Origin of the sequence: Bartonella sp. AP331QHHD (assembly GCF_042195905.1) — a bacterium.
GTDB lineage: Bacteria > Pseudomonadota > Alphaproteobacteria > Rhizobiales > Rhizobiaceae > Bartonella.
This window is the reverse complement of sequence record NZ_JBHIPG010000019.1, coordinates 36,101-50,562: the sequence shown is the minus strand read 5'-3', so window position 1 is coordinate 50,562 and position 14,462 is coordinate 36,101. Positions and strand designations below refer to the sequence as shown.

General features: G+C 35.9%; 12 protein-coding genes. 11 read left to right on the top strand and 1 reads right to left on the bottom strand.

Annotated features, from left to right (window positions below; all coding sequences use genetic code 11):
• The first annotated feature begins 50 nt into the window (after positions 1 to 50).
• The 8 genes from ACFIMS_RS02130 to ACFIMS_RS02095 all read left to right on the top strand — a co-directional run bounded on the left by ACFIMS_RS02130 (position 51) and on the right by ACFIMS_RS02095 (position 8,429).
• A complete protein-coding gene (locus tag ACFIMS_RS02130) occupies positions 51 to 455 on the top strand; it encodes a twin-arginine translocase subunit TatB (protein WP_375638106.1) in 405 nt (134 codons plus the stop codon).
• Positions 452 to 1,234: a twin-arginine translocase subunit TatC gene (tatC, locus tag ACFIMS_RS02125; protein ID WP_375612913.1), complete on the top strand. Its 783-nt coding sequence runs from the start codon at positions 452 to 454 to the stop codon at positions 1,232 to 1,234. Before ACFIMS_RS02130 ends, tatC begins: the two co-directional genes overlap by 4 nt.
• 61 nt (positions 1,235 to 1,295) lie before the next feature.
• Positions 1,296 to 2,573: a serine--tRNA ligase gene (gene serS / locus ACFIMS_RS02120; protein ID WP_375612912.1), complete on the top strand. Its 1,278-nt coding sequence runs from the start codon at positions 1,296 to 1,298 to the stop codon at positions 2,571 to 2,573.
• A 133-nt stretch (positions 2,574 to 2,706) separates the two neighbouring features.
• Positions 2,707 to 3,366 (top strand): protein-L-isoaspartate(D-aspartate) O-methyltransferase, encoded by a 660-nt coding sequence (locus ACFIMS_RS02115; protein WP_273791164.1) that lies wholly within the window; start codon positions 2,707 to 2,709, stop codon positions 3,364 to 3,366.
• A 155-nt stretch (positions 3,367 to 3,521) separates the two neighbouring features.
• Positions 3,522 to 4,703, top strand: coding sequence for a peptidoglycan DD-metalloendopeptidase family protein (locus tag ACFIMS_RS02110; RefSeq protein ID WP_375611257.1), 1,182 nt, complete (start codon positions 3,522 to 3,524; stop codon positions 4,701 to 4,703).
• Between the two features lie 685 nt (positions 4,704 to 5,388).
• Complete coding sequence (gene yajC, locus ACFIMS_RS02105) at positions 5,389 to 5,841, top strand: preprotein translocase subunit YajC (protein WP_375628961.1); 453 nt, start codon at positions 5,389 to 5,391, stop codon at positions 5,839 to 5,841.
• Between the two features lie 462 nt (positions 5,842 to 6,303).
• The gene (locus ACFIMS_RS02100) at positions 6,304 to 6,690 is read left to right on the top strand and encodes an Mth938-like domain-containing protein (RefSeq protein WP_375681186.1); all 387 of its coding nucleotides are present in this window, start codon (positions 6,304 to 6,306) and stop codon (positions 6,688 to 6,690) included.
• 878 nt (positions 6,691 to 7,568) lie between these two features.
• Positions 7,569 to 8,429, top strand: coding sequence for a phytoene/squalene synthase family protein (locus tag ACFIMS_RS02095; RefSeq protein WP_375681187.1), 861 nt, complete (start codon positions 7,569 to 7,571; stop codon positions 8,427 to 8,429).
• A 912-nt stretch (positions 8,430 to 9,341) separates the two neighbouring features.
• Here ACFIMS_RS02095 and ACFIMS_RS02090 read toward each other — a convergent pair.
• A complete protein-coding gene (locus tag ACFIMS_RS02090) occupies positions 9,342 to 11,231 on the bottom strand; it encodes a peptidyl-prolyl cis-trans isomerase (protein WP_375696336.1) in 1,890 nt (629 codons plus the stop codon).
• Between the two features lie 154 nt (positions 11,232 to 11,385).
• Here ACFIMS_RS02090 and tpiA point away from each other — a divergent pair, with 154 nt between their 5' ends.
• From tpiA to ACFIMS_RS02075, 3 genes are all read left to right on the top strand, one after another.
• On the top strand, positions 11,386 to 12,150 hold the full coding sequence (gene tpiA / locus ACFIMS_RS02085) for a triose-phosphate isomerase (protein ID WP_375612907.1): 765 nt from the start codon (positions 11,386 to 11,388) through the stop codon (positions 12,148 to 12,150).
• 82 nt (positions 12,151 to 12,232) lie between these two features.
• Entirely contained in the window at positions 12,233 to 12,685 is a 453-nt protein-coding gene (gene secG / locus ACFIMS_RS02080) for a preprotein translocase subunit SecG (RefSeq protein WP_375612906.1), read from the top strand.
• 129 nt (positions 12,686 to 12,814) lie between these two features.
• The gene (locus ACFIMS_RS02075; RefSeq protein WP_375638113.1) at positions 12,815 to 14,443 is read left to right on the top strand and encodes a CTP synthase; all 1,629 of its coding nucleotides are present in this window, start codon (positions 12,815 to 12,817) and stop codon (positions 14,441 to 14,443) included.
• Positions 14,444 to 14,462: the final 19 nt, after the last annotated feature.

Genomic DNA, 14,462 nt, shown 5'->3' with positions numbered 1-14,462 from the left:
ACGCAATCATCATTGTGCAATATTTTTTGATGAGAAAGTCGAATTAAGAGATGTTTGGGATTGACGGACCAGAGTTTATCGTAATCTTACTTGTTCTCATCATTGTCGTTGGACCAAAAGATTTACCTAAAATATTAAAGACAGTAGCAAAGATAAGAGCGTATGTGTATTCAACAGCAAATGAACTTCGTCATCAGTTTGATGATGTAATAAAACAAATCGAGCGCGATAATTTGCAAAAAGTATGTTCGGATATTAGCGATTCAAGCAAGAAGTTGGCAGAAACTTTTGATCCCACTCAAAATATATTAGAGGATATCCACGATAATTGGGATGTTAAGGAAACACATCATAAATCAAAAAAAGATAAAGAAATTTTGGAATGTGATCAAAACGTAACCAATAAAGATACGACAGTATCTATTGCTTCTAAAGATAAAGAAGATATGTCATGAATGTTAAGAAAGATGAAGTTGATGCTAATATGGCTCCACTTTTAGAACATTTAATTGAACTTCGTCAGCGAATTATTTCTGCCTTGGTTGCATTTATGATCGCTTTTATGATGTGTTTTCTTGTTAAAGATTATATTTTAAATTTTTTACTATGGCCATATCAGTGGGCAATGAAAATAGCAGAGGGTAATCCTGAGGGGATTCGTTTACAATCAACGCAAGTATGGGAAACTTTTTTAACGAAGATGAAGCTTTCTGTTTTTGGGGGAATTATTTTATCTTTTCCCTATACGGCTTTTCAGTTTTATAGTTTTATTGCACCAGGGCTTTATAAAAATGAGCGGATGGCTTTTTTACCATTTCTCATTGGGGGGCCTATTTTATTTTGTATTGGGGGAGCGTTTGTTTATGGTCTATTAGCGCCAATAATACTATGGTTTAGCCTTTCTCAACAATTTCTTCCAGATGTTCATTTAAAAATAGAGTTTATAGTGCGTATTTCTGATTATTTGGGCTTTATGACATCGTTTATCCTAATTTTTGGTTTGATTTTTCAATTACCTCTTGTCATCAGTCTTTTAACAAAAATTGGATTTGTAACATCTCATGATTTGGCGTCTAAACGAAAATGGGCTATTTTGCTCTCTTTTATCATAGCGGCAATCATAACGCCGTCGGATTTTTTTACGATGTTTGCAGTGGCTTTACCAACGATAGCACTTTACGAGATTTCAATTTTAATTGCTTACAGTATAGAAAAGAGAAGAAAATCCGCTTAAGAAAAGTGTATAATCTTATGCGATAAGGAATGAATAAAAACAATATAAATGAGGAATTTTTATGCTTGATATTAAGTGGATTCGTGACAATCCTGAGAAATTAGATAAAGCACTCGTAAGTAGAGGTCTTGAGCCACAAGCTGAAAGGTTAATACAACTTGATCTTGCACGTCGGTCGTATATTGCTAAGGTGCAATTGGCGCAGGAACGTCGCAATGCTGTTTCAAAGGAAATAGGACAGGCTTTAGCGGTATCGGATCAGCAAATGGCTGAACGTCTTAGGGCTGAAGTTGAAGAGATTAAAGCTTTTCTTTCCTCTGCAACAGTGGAAGAAAAACAGCTGACGGAGAGTCTTGAGAAACTTCTTTCAGCACTTCCAAATATTCCATTAGATGATGTTCCAGAAGGTAAAGATGAAAGTGATAATGTCGTCATTCGACATTTTGGTACACCTCCAACATTTAATTTTACACCAAAGGAACATTTTGATCTTGGTCAAGATCTCAAACAGATGAATTTTGAACGAGCTAGTCGTTTGTCTGGAACACGTTTTACAGTACTTTCAGGGGCATTAGCACGGCTAGAACGAGCATTAGGCCAGTTTATGCTTGATGTGCATGTCAATGAGAATGGTTACACAGAAGTCTCAATACCTCTTCTTGTTCGTGATGAGATTGTTTACGGAGCAGCACAATTACCGAAATTTGCTGAAGACCTTTTTCGTACAACAGATGGTCGATGGCTTATTTCCACAGCAGAAGTGCCATTAACCAATTTGGTCAACGATGAAATTCTTGAAATATCAGATTTACCACTGCGATTTTCTTCTTTATCTCCCTGTTTTCGTTCAGAGGCGGGAGCAGCCGGTCGTGATACGCGCGGTATGTTGCGTCAGCATCAATTTTGGAAAGTTGAAATGGTCTCGATTACCAGTGAAGAGCAGTCTTTAATTGAATTGGAACGTATGACGGAATGTGCAGAAGATATATTAAAGCGGCTTGGTTTGCCTTTTCGCACAGTGGTTCTTTCTACGGGTGATATGGGGTTTGCAGCGCGTAAAACCTATGACATCGAGGTTTGGCTTCCTGGTCAAGAATGTTATCGTGAAATTTCTAGCTGTTCAGTTTGTGGAGATTTTCAAGGTCGCCGTATGAATGCGCGCTATCGTAAAGAAGGCGATAAAAAATTGCATTTTGTTCATAGCCTTAATGGTTCTGGTACGGCTGTTGGACGTTGTCTTATTGCCGTACTTGAAAATTATCAACAGGCTGATGGATCAATTATTATTCCAGATGTTTTACAACCTTATATGGGAGGCATGCGCTGTATTACTGCTTAATTTTACGAAAGGAGAGACAATATGCGTTTATTGCCAAGAGGTGATGATACACAGACGCAAGTTTTTGCCATTTTAAAAGAAGCAGTTTGTCAGTATGATAAAAGTGCACCTCCATTGGAGATTGAATGATACTATGGGGCAAAAGGGTATTTTACAATTTCGTGAGGAGTTAGCCGCTCTTGTACTGAAAATGCGTAGCAAAGGCATTGATGACGTGCGATTTTTTTCGGCATTAGAGAAAATTCCGCGTCAACAGTTTGTTGCTGCTCCTTGGTTCAATAGTGCTTATGATAATAAAGTTATTCCCCTTGAGTGTGGTGAATATATGGAACGTTTGGAAGAACAACTCTTAATTCTTTCGGCATTATCGTTGAAAAAAAGGCATCGTGTCTTAGAAATTGGTACAGGATCTGGTTTTTGTACTGCTCTTATGGCATGTCTGAGTGACCGTGTGACAACGATTGATCGTTATAAAACGCTTGTTGATTTAGCACGCCAAAAATTTCAAACTTTAGGAATTGAAAATATTGTTATACGGCAGATTGATGGAAGTCATAGCGTGACAGGCTTAGGATCATTTGATCGCATTCTTATTTGGCCATCACGTTTTGATGAACCAAAGGAATTTTTAGAACTTTTAGCTGAAAATGGAATTCTCATTCAGGCGATAGGACCTGACGAAGGGGTACAAACGGTGACGCGCTATACAAAAATTGGTAGTCGATTTGAGTGTTTAGAACTGTTCCAAGTGCGTTACCAACCTTTTATTAAAGGCATTGCGGAGATACTTTAATTTTTAAAAGCTAAGAAGTTTCTGCGAATTGTCTACGTTAAATTCATTTTGATCTTATATAAAGATATTTATGAATAAAACATCTCATTTTAACTCTTCGGTAATTTAAAAAAGCTTTAATGGAGTGAGTTGATTATTGATGAGTGAGCAAAACGATGTGTCTAAAAGCTTTGGATAATATTTTCCAGCATAATTTTCAGAGAATAACTTTGTTAGCGGTGGTAACTATTGTTGCTGGTTGTAGTTCTGGTACACAGCGTTTTTCCAATACGTTCTCTCATCGTACGGTATCATCTCAATCAAATATATCAAGCACTATGTATACAGACCCGCGAATGCTATCATACGGTAGTGGTATGATACAAAGCACTGAATTGCCACCTGTGGAATCAAGCGATGATTCGTGGGGAGATGATAATTCCCCCTATAATTTTCCACATCAAGATAGGATAACTTCTTCTGATGGTCGCGTTATGGGCTCCCCTCCACGTAATCTTGGAACACTTTCTCGTTCACAAATGGATAAATCTCCTATTTTTCGGCGGAATTCTTATATTGTCCAGAGCGGAGATACACTGCTCAGTATTGCACGACAAGTAGGGGTTAGTGTTGAGGCATTAAAATTAGCAAATGGTATAAACAGCAATTCCATTTATATCGGTCAGGTCCTTGTTGTTCCAAGCAGGCGTACATTAGCAGCTTCAAATGCACACAATAATAACGATTGGGCAGTGTCAACAACAGAATCTGCATCCCAATCTCAAGTGATGTCCTCTATAAAAAACAAGAAGTCCTCTCCTATATATAAAGCTCCTGTAACAACGCCACCCTCTGCAAAGATGAACAAATCAAGTTCTGAGAAAAATTTTTCTAAACAGATGACGCAATTGAAACATGAGACTGGTTTGTCAAGTACTGTTACGAATACAGATAATATGACGACTCCGCAAGCCACAGGAATTTCTAAGATGCGTTGGCCAGTACGAGGGCGTTTATTAAGCCAGTTCGGTCAAAAAAAGGGAACAGTAATGAATCGAGGAATAGATATTGCAGTGCCTGAAGGGTCTTCGGTAAAGGCGGCAGAAAATGGTGTGGTTATTTATGCGGGAGATGGACTAAAAGAGCTTGGTAATGTTGTGATGATTCGACATGAAAATGATATTATCACTATTTATGGATGTAATAGTAAGCTTGTTGTTAACAAAGGACAAAGGATAAGACGCGGTGATGAGATTGCTAAATCTGGTGTTTCAGGAAATGTTAAAACGCCACGTGTCTATTTTGAGATGCGTAAGAATTCATTACCTGTTGATCCCCTTAAATATTTAGAAAACTAATTTATTGATGACTTTTACATTTGAATAGTCTTACAGTTTATAGAAAATTCATGAAAAACAATTGATTTTCTTAAATTAATAACATTGCAGCAAAAAATCATTGGTTTTAGAAAAGTAGTTCGTTGGGGTCGTTAGATATTACCATCTTTGTATTTATGAAAGTGTAAGACAATAGTATCATACTATTTGTCAGCTTTGAGTGTTCCAATTGCTCTTGCATTTGAGAGAAGCATGAAAAAGATATTTTCACGCCTTTCTTAAAAAGTTTTTATCTACAGGCTCATTTAATATGTGTGACGTGCAAGAAAATCGTTTTGATTAATTCAGAAGGTTTGAAATGAGAGCGTTTTATTGTATTTAGATCTGTCATTTGATATCAAAAACGATAAATTATCTATATAAATTAAGTTTGTTCATTAGAAAAATTATCTTGTATAATTTATTGAGTTAGTGAAAAGATTTGTATTGTAGGATATACAATAGGGGAAAGTGAATCTATTTTTTAAGATTTTTCTCATTGTATTTTGGTATTCTGCCTCTTAAGGATTTATTGTATTTTTGTAAAGCTGTGATTAGATTATGTAGTTATTGCTTTTTATGATAAATTCTTTAGGAATTTTTTCTGTATCGGAATTTCATTTTAATAGAGTGGGAAATACCTGAGGTTTAACTATAGGAGATAAAAATGTTTATTACGAACGCTTATGCTCAAGTTGCAGGCGATGTTTCCGGTGGAATTTCATTTGCTAGCGCTGTCCCATTCATTTTAATTTTTGCAATTATGTATTTTTTTATCATTCGTCCACAGCGTGCCCAAATGAAAAAACGCCAAGAAATGCTTAATGCAGTACGTCGTGGTGATACAGTTATAACGGGTGGTGGTATTATCGGCAAGGTTACGAAGGTTCACGACGAGAGTGGTGAATTAGAGGTTGAAATTGGTGAGAGTATGAATATTCGTGTTATTCGCTCAACATTAGCTGATGTGCGCGTTAAAGGTGAGCCGGTTGCAGAAAAAAAATCAAAACTTAATGCTAAAGCAAAAAGACCACAAAAGTCTAAATCTAAAACGACAACGAAAGAAGATATGAGTATCTCTGAAGAGAAAAAAGCTATATCAAAGGAAAATGCATCTTAAGGTGTAATGGCAGTTTATTACATTTTTTAAGCATTTTTATAAAAAGCTTGGCAAGATCAAGACAATTTCATTGAAAAAGAGGCTTTTATAGTGGCTACAGAAAATGGAGTTTTTGTTTTCTTTAGATTATTAAAATAGTTGTTTTATTTATAGAATATTACGCAATTTTTTTCTGTTTTTTAAACAAGATCATTGTTTTTATAAAAAGCAATTTGTGAGTAAATAAGCTGAGGAAACTTTTTAAAAGATAGATTTATTTAAGCAGGTATAGCATTTTACCGCGGTTTATTCCCAAATTTTCATATATTTGTTGTATGAGAAGATTAGGGCATTATATAAAAATTTTTACTTCAATACTAGGCTATGTTTAACATATCAATGTTTATATCAGCCTTATTTTAATTTTTATGATGAGAAGAAGCAAAGACAATTGGATTATTCAAAAATAAAAGGTGCATATTCATGTTCGATGCAATTCAAATTCGTGAAGCACATTTTCCAAGTCGCGCACCTATTGATGCTTATGGAAATGGTGGGTTTCGTTTTGCTGATATGTCTCATAGAGGTTCTATTATTTGTGTACCATCAGGTATTTATGGCATTGAGATGGCAGTGCCTGTTCCCACTCAAAGGGATATATCTCGTATTTTAGAAGAAGCTTCTGAAATCGAAGTTTTATTAATAGGTACTGGAATTGAATTATTACGATTACCTGAAGAGTTACGGGTGCTTTTATGGGAAAAACGTATTTCATCAGATACAATGAGTACGGGAGCGGCGGTGCGTACATTTAATGTTTTATTGGCTGAAGATCGCGCTGTTGCGGCGTTATTATTTGCGGTAGAATAGAGTATTGTTTAATAAAACAAAGGCTCTGGTCTAGCATGAAAGACTTGTGTGATTATTTTCTGCGCTGTAAAATACTGTCGTTTAAGGCGGTGATATAAGGGTATAGAATATACATAACTTAACACATTAAGTGTTTTTTAAATACAGCAGCAAGTATTCAGGACAAAGTTTGCTCATAGTTCCTAATGAATCACATGAGTGATCAGCTCTTGGCACTTAAGACGGTTCATAAGAGGCATTTTAATTCTTTCTTATACAGTTTTTACCTACAAGCCAGTTCCGCTTGTGACGTGCAAGGGAATAGTTTTTATTGATGTAACATGGAATTGGTTTGAAATGAAAGTATATCTACGATATTTGGGATTCTAATTTAACATACAAAACACAAAATTATCATTATAAATCAATGCGTTTATAGTAACAGAAACGTACCGAGAGCAATTGGATTTTTTACAAATTGGTGTTGGTAAGAGCCTTTGTCTTTTAGGATGGGGAGGAGGTCAATGATTTGATGAAGTTTTTGTGATCAGTGCATTTTTTATAAAATAACATTGTCATCTATCCACTGAAAAAGTGTCTTGCATTGTTTGTTGTTCAAATTTTACTATGCATGTTACGATTGGTTTTTAGCTTTTTTATTGCAAATGAAAACTTGAAGTCCGATAAGATAAGTTTTATCAGAAAAATTATTTATTTAATTTTTTTCTTTCTAAAACGAAAAGGGATTAGAAAAGAAATTTTAATTCATAATACAGTTAAGAGACACATTTAAAAATCTTATTTTCTGAACTGTATTTGCTTATCCTTCATTTTTTAATATGAATAAAAAGAGGGTATTAATTTAATTGCTAAAAAAGGGACGTTAATAGGTTCATAGAATGATAGGCTCTCTTCCTTATTGTCTTGATATTTTACGTACCATAGATCGTGATCGCTATATATCGGTTTTATTTGCACCTAAAAAAAAGCGCCAAGCATTGGCTGCTCTTTATGTATTTAATGCTGAAGTTTCTCGTATCCGCGAAAGTGTACATGACCCACTCATAGGAGAAATACGGTTACGTTGGTGGAATGATGCTATTGCTCATGGTGAAATGCAAACGAGTGGAAACAATCCGATTTTGAATGATTTATTAAAAGCAATCACTCTTTTTAATTTACCTAAGACAGCTTTTTTACGTTATTGTGATGCGCAAATTTTAGATCTTTATCACAATCCAATAGAAACACTTCATGATCTAGAGCATTATTGTGGTGAGACAGCAGGCATAATTTTACAGCTTTCTTGTCAGATATTAGATCCTGAAACTGCACAAGAGTTTACAGATATCTATGAACATGGAGGGATTTCTCAAGGATTAAGCGGTGTATTGCGTCTTTTATCATTCATGCAATCACGATATCAATATTATTTACCCACTGATATATTAAAGGCTGTAGGAGTGAATAGGGAAGATTTGGAATCTCATCGTCTCAGCGATCAACAAAAGGGTTGTATTGTTGAAGCTATGGTAGCATTATCGCGCGATCATTATACCCAATTTTACGAGTATTCTTGTACTTTACCTAGAGTTCTTAAGCCAGCTTTTCTTCCATTGGTCATTGTACCAGCTTCTCTTCAAAAAGCTATACAGTTGGGGGCAGCAATTTTTCAAGAGAGTGCAACTTTGCCATTGATGTATCGCTATTGGTTGATAACAAGGGCAGCAATAAGCGGCAATTTTCCAAAGATATTGTAAAAAAATATTACTACGTTGGAATGCGTAACATGTAGACTGATTTTTTCATATGAAGATAAAAGGAGCTATTGTGATTCCAAACCATTTTTTTGTTATAAAAAATGTTGATGTTTTGGTTGTTATGAACGCAAAAGAATAAGAAATTTTATGATCTTGAAAATACGCTGTATTTCTTCATCAGTAATATGTTTTATTCAGAGTATTGGATGGGTGAGATGCAGAGAAAGAAAAACATGAGATAAATCTTAATACATTGGTTTGTTTGAAGAAGAACTTTTAAGTACTCTGAATGTATTGATTGTATCTCATTTGCAAATGAAATGAAATTTCTATTTTATGAGAGAAGTTATCTTAGCAGTCTATAAGTCTATAAAAAACTCTTATTTTTGAGAAATTATAACATCATAATTGATGACTGTTATGATTGATGAATATATTGATTTATAATGATAATACGTTTTTTCTTATATTGAATGAGAGTCTTGAATAGAAAAAGATTTCTCCATTTTTATAATGAATTTTAAAAATAGTTTTTTTATCTATTATAAGTTGGATGTGTAAATGAAATCATTTAAGGAAGAAGCAATACGCTCCCTATGAATGAATATTAAGAGTAGCAATATAATGAGCTATGAATGAATGACGATAGGGATGATGTTTATAGCTTAATGGGCGGCAACCTTTACGACCTTTGGATGGATAATGTTTTTTAATGCATTGCAAAAACGATTCTACATTCCATTGACTATTTTCTCGCAAATCCATACATGCACTGTTTTGCGAGAAAATGAATCATTATACAAACGCTGATCCTAAGATATGCAGACAAGAAATCCGTCTTACCTCTTCAACTATAGACGAAGAGCTGATGAAAACTTTATCAATAAGTTCTTAAAATTATGCACAATCTTTTTATTGGAGAGCGTTAAAGATCTGATTATAATTTGTGCTATTAATTTCCAAAGGATGTTCTTTATTGGCAACTTGTAGCATTTCTAGCTTGAGATCTTCTCTTATCATCATATCTATATTGGCGCGGACCTCAGTTGAAAGATTATGAGACGTGATATCTTTAGGCATGGTTACAGTCTTTATTTGATAAATGATGCGGTTTGTTGCAACCGGACCTTTTATGATGCCATAATGACCTTTGGGAGCGGAAAATAATGCTTTAATGCCTTCAACGCCAAGGGTTTCAGATGAGTCTTGACGCCGGAGGGTTGGTGTTGTTTGTTTTGTAACACCAAGGGTATGAGCAAGAGCAACAAGACTTTTTCCTTCCGTGAGCTGTTTGAGAGCATTTTGGGCTTTTTCATCAAGAAGACGTTGGATTTCCTCATCTTTCCATTGAGAAAGAACATCTAGCTTAGCCTCTTCAAGTGTCTTATCACGGGAAGGAATAATTTTATCGACCTTGTACCAGAGATATCCACCATTTTGAAAAGAGAGAGGATCAAGATCGACTCCTTCGTTTGATTGATAGATGGCATTCAGTAAAATATCTTTTTGAGGTAAATCCGTGAGTATTGCACCTTCAAGCGTTTTTCCCGTTTTATCAATAGTAATTGTGCGCAAAGATAACTTGTATTGGTCAGCTAACTCTTTGAGAGAAGCACCCTCAAAACGAGCATTTTCAATGGCAGCATAATTGTTACGGATATCATCAGTAGCACGATTTTTGGCAAGTATTTGGCGAATATTTTCTTCTACACTTTCAAAAGGAAGAGAGCTTGAAGGTTCAATATGCGTAACGCGAATGAGAACAGGTCCCTGTAAGTCATTTATCACAGGACTGACTTGGCCTTGTTGAAGTTCAAAAATTTCAGATGTCAGATGATTAGGACGTTCGTTTTCTGCGAGAGGACCTTTTTTTATGTCATTAAGAGTCTTTTTTTCAGCTTTTACCAGTTCATCAAAACTCAATCCATCAGCTATTTTTTTTGCTGCATTATCGGCTTCTTCGCGTGAGGGGAATCGCAGTTCTTCGAATGTACGCTTTTCAGGCGTTACAAAACGTGAAGCATTTTGTGTATAATAGGCTTTCGCCTCATCTGTTGAGATATCTTTAGGTTTTACAAAATCATTAAGTTCCATAGATAGCAAAGAGACAGTACGGTATTCTGGAGCACGAAATTGACTTTGATGTGTTTCAAACCATTTTTGTAATGTTTCGTAATCAGGATCAGCAATTGTTTTCTTTTCTTTTAGATCAATAACGAGATAATCAGCAATACGCATTTCTCCTTGATAAAGAGCAAGTGCTTTATAAAAGAGATTTGGTGCCTTCATATCAGAAAGTAAAGCAGCAATAAGCTGATTACGCTTTTCTTGTTTGGTGTAATAATTAAGAAAAGCACTTTCACTAATACGTAAATGCTGAAGATAGTTATAAAACAAGTTTTTATCAAAAGTGCCATTTACCTGGAACATCTTATCAGAACCAATCGTATGAGCTATTGTATCTTTTGAAAGACTTATTTTCATTTTACGTGCTTGTTCATCAAGCAGTACATTTTGTTGTAATTGATTAAATACAAAAGCAGGAATTTGGTATTGCTGCATTTCATTTGTTGTAAACATTCGTCCAAGATGAGCAGCATATGCTAAACGTGCGCTTTGATCGGCGAGTGCAAGACGATAATCATCGACAGTTACTGTGGACTTTCCAGAAGTAATAAGATCTCTTTCACTTTTTTTGTGTAACTGCGGTACCCCCCATAAAAGAATGAAGCATAAGAGTAAAATAGCAAGGAAAATTCTAAAAATCCAAGAATTTGTAGCATTTCTTATGATGTCAAGCATTGTTCAAGTCCATTTTTAATGTGAGTTATTATCAAAGCTGTAATGGAATTTGCAATAAAGAGATGAAAGATGCAAGCTTTAAAGACTTGCTTTCATTTTATAATTTGGTAACTACAGATAAACAATGTATTGCAAAAGCTCTTGAGGTGAAAATATGTCTCAAAATATTCGGCCTTTTCTTGCTGGAAATTGGAAAATGAATGGAACGAGTGAATCGCTTGGAGAGTTGCGTGCTATTGCTACAGGCGTTAGCTCTGATCTAGGTCATCTATTTGAAGCCCTAATTTGTGTTCCAGCAACGCTTTTATCGCGTGCTTCTAATACGCTGAATGGTGAAAATCTCCTTTTAGGAGGACAAAATTGTCACTTTGATGATCATGGTCCTTATACTGGAGATATTTCAGCTTTTATGCTTAAAGAAGCGGGAGCAAGTCATGTTATTATTGGGCATTCAGAACGTCGTACAGTGTACCAGGAAAATGATGCGATTGTCTGTGCCAAAGTGCAAGCTGCGTGGCGAGCAGGTCTTGTGGCTCTTGTATGTATTGGTGAAACATTGGAGGAGCGTAATAATAATAAAGTACTGGATATTCTCACGCAGCAGCTTGAAGAATCTCTCCCAGATGATGCAACAGCAGAGAATACCATTATCGCTTATGAACCAGTTTGGGCAATAGGCACCGGCAATACAGCGACTCCAGAAGATATTGCAAAAGTACATCATTTCATTCGTGATAGGGTGCGCTCTCGTTTTGGTGATGAAGGCAATAAGATACGTTTGCTTTATGGTGGATCCGTAAAACCATCCAATGCATTTGAGCTTTTAAGCATTGCTCATGTTAATGGTGCTTTGATAGGTGGAGCAAGCTTAAAAGCGATTGATTTTTTAACTATTTGCGATGTTTGTCGTAAACTATAGCAGAGAAATTTGAGTTTCCCCTTGGATTGTGCGTTATTTATGTGTAAATAGCTATTAAAGAGTTATTTGAAGAGCAGGGTTTATGCAAACAGTACTTATAGTTATTCATTTTTTGATTGTGATTACTTTGGTTGGTGTTATATTAATTCAACCTTCAGAAGGTGGTGGGCTAGGTGTGAGTAATAGCTCAGGGTTGATGAAAACTCGTGGATCTCGAAACCCTTTAACACGTTTGACTGCTATTTTAGCCTGTTGTTTTTTTGTTGTGTCTATTGGACTTACCGTGGTGAGTAATATATCAAATTCTAGTTCTGATATCTTAAAGCGTATACCGGTTAATTCAGAACAGAATTCTACCAATAAAGACTCAGGATCAGTCCCATCGTCAGATGGTGAGTCTTCCCCTTCTATTCTTGAACAGCTAGGAGGCACTTCGAATTCTTCGCAGGAACAGAAACAGTCCACAAATCCTGAAGCAGAAAGTCCAGTTCCTCAGGTTCTTGAAAATACAGTTCCCGATAACAGTACAAAATAGTTTTTTAAGAAAACATAGACTTTTTAAAAAAGGTGATTTTTTTCGCCTTTTTTATTTTAGAAGAAAAATTGTTTCTTTTTGCATTTTTTGCTGGAAAAATCATTATAAATTGCTTATCACCATAAGCCCATGGCACGTTATGTTTTTATTACTGGTGGTGTGGTTTCTTCCCTTGGAAAAGGCATCGCAGCGGCGGCGTTAGCAGCGTTATTACAGGCTCGTGGCTATCGCGTACGTCTTCGCAAACTTGATCCTTATTTAAATGTTGATCCAGGTACGATGTCACCTTATCAACATGGTGAAGTATTTGTGACCGATGATGGTGCAGAAACGGATCTTGATCTTGGTCATTATGAGCGTTTTACTGGGCGTTCTGCAAATAGCCAAGATAATATTACAACAGGGCGTATTTATCGCAATATCATTGAACGAGAGCGGCGTGGTGATTATTTGGGGGCAACAGTCCAAGTTATCCCTCATGTTACAGATGAAATTAAGAGATTCATTACGATGGGAAATGAAGAATTTGATTTTGTTTTGTGTGAGATAGGTGGAACGGTTGGTGATATTGAAGCAATGCCTTTTCTAGAAGCGATTCGTCAGCTTCGCAATGAGCTACCGAGACAAAATGTCGTTTATGTCCATCTCACATTAATGCCTTATATTCCTTCAGCAGGTGAATTAAAAACGAAACCAACACAACATTCTGTCAAAGAATTGCAAGCAGTTGGTATTTCTCCTGATATTTTGCTTGTACGTGCAGATCGATCTATTCCAGAAACAGAACGGTGCAAATTATCACTTTTTTGCAATGTTCGCTCCAATGCAGTCATTCAGGCATTAGATATGCCAACAATTTATGATGTTCCTATGGCATACCATAAGGAGGGTTTGGACTCTGAAGTTCTTTGCGCTTTTGGAATCGATTCGGCACCTTCCCCCAAAATGGATCGTTGGGAAGATATTACGCATCGTATTCACCATCCTGAAGGAGAAGTTACGATTGCTGTTGTGGGAAAATATACGGGCTTAAAGGATGCTTATAAATCTCTTATTGAAGCGATTGCGCATGGTGGTTTAGCGAATAGAGTGAAGGTTAGTATTGAGTGGATTGATTCGGAGCTTTTTGAAAAAGAAGATTCTGTTTCAGCTTTACAAAAAGCCCATGGAATTTTGGTTCCAGGTGCTTTTGGGGCACGAGGGGCAGAAGGGAAGATTCGAGCAATTCAATTTGCGCGAGAGCGTAAAGTTCCATTTTTAGGGATTTGTTTTGGGATGCAATTAGCTTGTATAGAAGCTGCGCGCAATATTGCACAGATTGAGAATGCTTCATCAAGTGAGTTTTGCGAAACAGACAATCCAATTGTAGGTTTAATGACAGAATGGCTTAAAGGAGACGTTCTTGAAAAACGTACAAGAAATGGTGATCTCGGCGGTTCAATGCGCCTTGGTGCTTTTGCTGCTGAATTAAAAGAAGAGAGTCATATTGCTCAAATTTATGGGGTGACCAAGATTGTCGAGCGACATCGTCATCGTTATGAGGTCAATATTGATTATAAGGATAAGTTAGAACAGTGTGGTTTGATTTTTTCTGGGATGTCTCCTGATGGTATTTTACCAGAAACGATAGAATATGTAGATCATCCATGGTTTATTGGTGTTCAATATCATCCAGAATTAAAATCCCGTCCTTTTGATCCACATCCGCTTTTTTCTTCTTTTATTGAAGCTGCTGTAGAACAAAGTCGATTAGTTTAATGCATAAATTGGGTTACTT